This window comes from Helicobacter cholecystus, from assembly GCF_003364215.1.
GTDB lineage: Bacteria > Campylobacterota > Campylobacteria > Campylobacterales > Helicobacteraceae > Helicobacter_G > Helicobacter_G cholecystus.
The window spans coordinates 1-463 of record NZ_NXLU01000035.1; the positions used below are offsets into that span (position 1 = coordinate 1).

Below are 463 nucleotides of genomic sequence, written 5' to 3' on the forward strand. Positions count from 1 at the left end.
GGATGGATTGAATGCTCCTCTTAGACTTTATAATAATGAAGAGTATACAAAGGGATATGCTTATAGCCAAAGTAAAGAAGAGAGTAAGAGGGGAAGTAAAGGAGCAAGTAAGAGTGGAAGTAAGAGAGGGGATAAGAGAGAAGAGTGGATAGGGTTTAATACTCTAAGTAATGATTTAAGTAAACCTCACGAAGTGATTAATACTCTCTTTCATGAAACAAGTAATCAAGCACTGCATAGAAGTAATGAAGAGTATGCAAATAATAGAGGCAATAGTGCAGAGAGTATCTTCTCTCTTAAGAATTATGCCAATAGCAATACTAACTTAACAACTTCAAGGCAGTGGAATGAAAGAGAGAATCATAGAGAGAGGCTTAGAGGAGGTGGAGTATTAAGAGAGGGGAATAGTTATAATGCTAGGGCATATTTAGGAGAGTGGGAAGGGAGAGGGGAGAGGGAGAAT

1 protein-coding gene is annotated in these 463 nt (G+C 38.0%); it reads left to right on the forward strand.

Annotated elements, in window-relative coordinates:
• Nucleotides 1-463 (forward strand): hypothetical protein (locus CQA62_RS06965; RefSeq protein WP_170125582.1); only part of this gene is annotated, 463 nt, incomplete at both ends.